This is a genomic window from Arsukibacterium sp. (assembly GCF_041616895.1).
Classification (GTDB): domain Bacteria; phylum Pseudomonadota; class Gammaproteobacteria; order Enterobacterales; family Alteromonadaceae; genus Alishewanella.
Genome location: NZ_JBFJPY010000169.1, coordinates 1 through 3427 on the forward strand (window position 1 = coordinate 1; position 3427 = coordinate 3427).

General features: G+C 46.2%; 3 protein-coding genes and 3 tRNA genes. All 6 read left to right on the top strand.

Annotated elements, in window-relative coordinates:
* Nucleotides 1-328 precede the first annotated feature (328 nt).
* The 6 genes from murB (at nt 329) to ABY802_RS16310 (ending at nt 3393) form a co-directional block, all read left to right on the top strand.
* Nucleotides 329-1339 (top strand): UDP-N-acetylmuramate dehydrogenase, encoded by a 1011-nt coding sequence (gene murB / locus ABY802_RS16285; RefSeq protein WP_372628173.1) that lies wholly within the window; start codon nt 329-331, stop codon nt 1337-1339.
* Nucleotides 1332-2315: a bifunctional biotin--[acetyl-CoA-carboxylase] ligase/biotin operon repressor BirA gene (gene birA, locus ABY802_RS16290; protein WP_372628174.1), complete on the top strand. Its 984-nt coding sequence runs from the start codon at nt 1332-1334 to the stop codon at nt 2313-2315. The genes murB and birA overlap by 8 nt, the downstream gene beginning before the upstream one ends.
* The gene (locus ABY802_RS16295) at nt 2316-3011 is read left to right on the top strand and encodes a type III pantothenate kinase (protein ID WP_372628175.1); all 696 of its coding nucleotides are present in this window, start codon (nt 2316-2318) and stop codon (nt 3009-3011) included. It begins immediately after the preceding gene.
* 111 nt (nt 3012-3122) lie between these two features.
* Nucleotides 3123-3198 (top strand) — tRNA-Thr (locus tag ABY802_RS16300).
* Between the two features lie 5 nt (nt 3199-3203).
* Nucleotides 3204-3288 (top strand) — tRNA-Tyr (locus ABY802_RS16305).
* Between the two features lie 30 nt (nt 3289-3318).
* Nucleotides 3319-3393 (top strand) — tRNA-Gly (locus ABY802_RS16310).
* The last annotated feature ends 34 nt before the right edge of the window (nt 3394-3427 follow it).

Here is a 3427-nt window from a genome sequence, read left to right on the forward strand (position 1 = left end):
CCGGCAGTTTTGTCGCCATAGCAGGGAGACCCGATGCGACCAAAACGTCGTGAACGTTTTTGGACAGCTTCAGCTGGTCCCGCAGGGACGAGGCACAGGAAGCGCCGAGCAAAGTAGTACACCGCTGGTAGGCCAGCCCCGCAGGCTCCCAATTAATAGAACAGCCCCTCTCGAAAGAGCAGGGGCTTTTTTATTGCCTGTGATTTAGTGGCGGTGAACTACTCGTAGAGTAGTACAGTGATGCCGGTCTTTCGCCAAGCCAACAGTTTGCATTGCGTTGAGTAATTATCAGCTTTACAATATTCACTCTTATTCTAGTGGTCATACTATGCATATCCTCTACGATCAGCCTGCAGAACATTATTCTACATTTCGTCTGAAAAACCGTTTAGCTACCGTGATTGAAGTTAGCTGTATTGACGATTTAGCAAAGCTTAATACATCTAATGTTCCACAGGTCTTAGGGGAGGGCAGTAATACTATATTCCTTGAAGCGCAATCTCGGCCGCTAGTACGCTATACCGGCAGTAACATAACTGAACATTGGACTACTGAGGATAACTGTTTATTCCATATTGAGGCAGGTCATAATTGGCATAAATTAGTTACTACAGTTGTCAACCGGGAGTTATGGGGCATTGAAAACCTGGCATTAATTCCGGGCTCTGTCGGCGCAGCGCCGGTGCAGAACATTGGCGCCTATGGGGTGGAGTTTGCCGATGTATGTGCTTATGTAGATTACTACGATTGGTCAACAAGAAGTTTGCAGCGACTGACTGTAGCCGATTGCAAATTTGGTTATCGTGACAGTGTGTTTAAGCACGAATTCGCCGGTAAGGGTATTATTGTTGCAGTAGGGATAAAGTTATCAAAAGTGGCTAAACCTGTGCTTAGTTATCAAGGTTTGGATACTTTGCCAGTAACCAGCTCAGTTTCTGACATATATCAACAGGTAATCGCTACCCGAAATAGTAAACTACCAGACTACCGGCAGTTAGCGAATTGCGGCAGCTTTTTTAAAAATCCGGTACTCAGTAGCGCTGATTTTGAGCTTTTGCAACTAAGCTACCCTGCAATGCCAGGATATCGCCAGGATGATCATCAGGTAAAAGTTCCTGCCGCCTGGCTTATCGATCAGCAAGGCTTTAAGGGCTACCAAATTAATGATATCGGTTGTTACCCAAAGCAACCATTAGTATTGGTCAACTATGGCGAAGGCTGTGCTGCTGATCTCTTACAACTGATTACTCAGATCCAGACCAAAGTTTGGACAGCTTATCAGATAACACTTGAGCCAGAAGTCAGACTGCTGAAAGGCAATGGCCAACAGTATGTCTAAAACCAGTTTATTATGTCAGCGCCAGTTACTGCATTATCTGGCCGACGGCGGGTTTTATTCGGGCCAATGGCTGGCAGAACAACTTGGGGTTAGTCGCACCGCTGTAGCCAATTATCTGAATGAACTTAAACAGCATGGACTTGAAGTATTCAGTGTTAAAGGTAGGGGTTACAAGCTGGCCCACCCTATTCAGCTTCTTGATGCCAATAGGATAAAGAACATCCAACCAGTTGGTAGTGCACAAATTCTGGTACAACATATTACTGACTCAACCAATTGCCAGCTATTGAACAGATTGCAAGCAGGGCAGGTGATGGCGCCAGGTAGTGTTATTGTTGCAGAAGCGCAGTCTGCAGGCCGTGGTAGGCGTGGCCGGCCATGGTACTCTCCTTTTGGTTCGAATTTATATTTCTCCTGTTATTGGCGGCTAGAACAGGGGGTACCTGCTGCAATGGGCTTAAGTCTGGTCATCGGTTTGGCAGTTTGCCGAGTGTTGCAGCAGCAATATAACCTACAAGCGAAGGTAAAATGGCCAAACGATATTTATTTAAATGAGCAGAAGTTAGCTGGGATCCTGGTTGAGTTATCAGGCCAGGCAGATGCAGGTTGTGACGTGGTTATTGGCATTGGCTTGAACGTTGGCATGCCAGAATACAGCAACCAATATATTGATCAGCCATATACTGACATCAGAACCGCATCAGGTCTGCAGATAGACCGCAACAACCTGGTAGTCGAGTTACAACGCCAGGTTACAATACTATTGACGCAATTTAGCGAAACAGGTTTTAGCGCGTTTACTGCTGAATTTAATCAGCATGATTTATACGCAAATCGCAAGGTAGTATTGCTGGCCAAAGAACCCATAACCGGGATTTGCCGCGGGGTAGATAACCAGGGCGGAGTTATTATTGAAACCGTGGACGATACTAAGACCTTTTATGGTGGTGAATTAAGTTTGCGTGCTGGGGGCTAAATGTATTTATTGCTGGATATTGGTAATACCCGGGAAAAGGCAGCCTTGTTTTATGGTGACAAGATAACTGCATTGACAGAGATTAGCGCGGAAAGCGTAAAGCACTTGCCGATTTACTCTGTTTATTTTGCTTGCGTAGCCAATGACACTCGCCTAAGTAGCCTGAAGGTTGCACTTGCCCTAGATCATTTGCCATGGCACCAGGTACAATCTGAAGTGCATGCGTATGGTGTAACCAATTGTTATGCTCAGCCACATTTGCTTGGTGTTGACCGTTGGCTGGCGTTGATAGGTGCAAGGCAGCTACTGGGGAAACAGTCCGTTATGATCGTTGACGCCGGTACCGCCCTGACTGTTGATTGGCTTGACGAAAGCGGAGCTCATCAGGGAGGCTGGATAATGCCTGGTTTGCAGTTGCAACAGCAAAGTGTGGTGCAGCAAACGGCAAAGGTATTTAATAAAGAAACGCTTAATGGCCGGGTTGAGCCAGGCAAAGATACTATCGAGTGTTTACAAAATGGCTGTTTAGCTGCAGTTACTGGTGCAATTAGGCAAGGCTGGTTATTAAACAAAGCTGAACGGCTAATTTTAACCGGAGGTGACACTTTTTATTTAAATGCACAGTTAGCAGATTTAAATGTGATCACAGAGCCTTTATTGATATTTCATGGTCTAGCTCAATATATCAGGCAATAGTAGCCAATTTGCACAGGAATTGAGCGGTTAGACAAGAAAAACAAGCTTTTTTGGTTTTTTCTGTTGCGCAGCTTCCGGCATTCTACTAGAATTCGCACCCACTGACGTAGTGCCGCTTTAGCTCAGTTGGTAGAGCAACTGACTTGTAATCAGTAGGTCATCCGTTCGACTCGGATAAGCGGCACCATTAGTGGAGGGGTTCCCGAGTGGCCAAAGGGATCAGACTGTAAATCTGCCGGCACTGCCTTCGAAGGTTCGAATCCTTCCCCCTCCACCATTCAGTCAGTTAAATAGCTACGAGTAGGCCGCGGGCATCGTATAATGGCTATTACCTCAGCCTTCCAAGCTGATGATGCGGGTTCGATTCCCGCTGCCCGCTCCACAACATGTTACTTGCTGATATAGCTCAGGCGGTA

Coding starts and splice junctions, on each gene's coding strand:
- birA (WP_372628174.1), top strand. CDS start 1,332: ATGTCTAAAACCAGTTTATTATGTCAGCGCCAGTTACTGCATTATCTG.
- murB (WP_372628173.1), top strand. CDS start 329: ATGCATATCCTCTACGATCAGCCTGCAGAACATTATTCTACATTTCGT.
- ABY802_RS16295 (WP_372628175.1), top strand. CDS start 2,316: ATGTATTTATTGCTGGATATTGGTAATACCCGGGAAAAGGCAGCCTTG.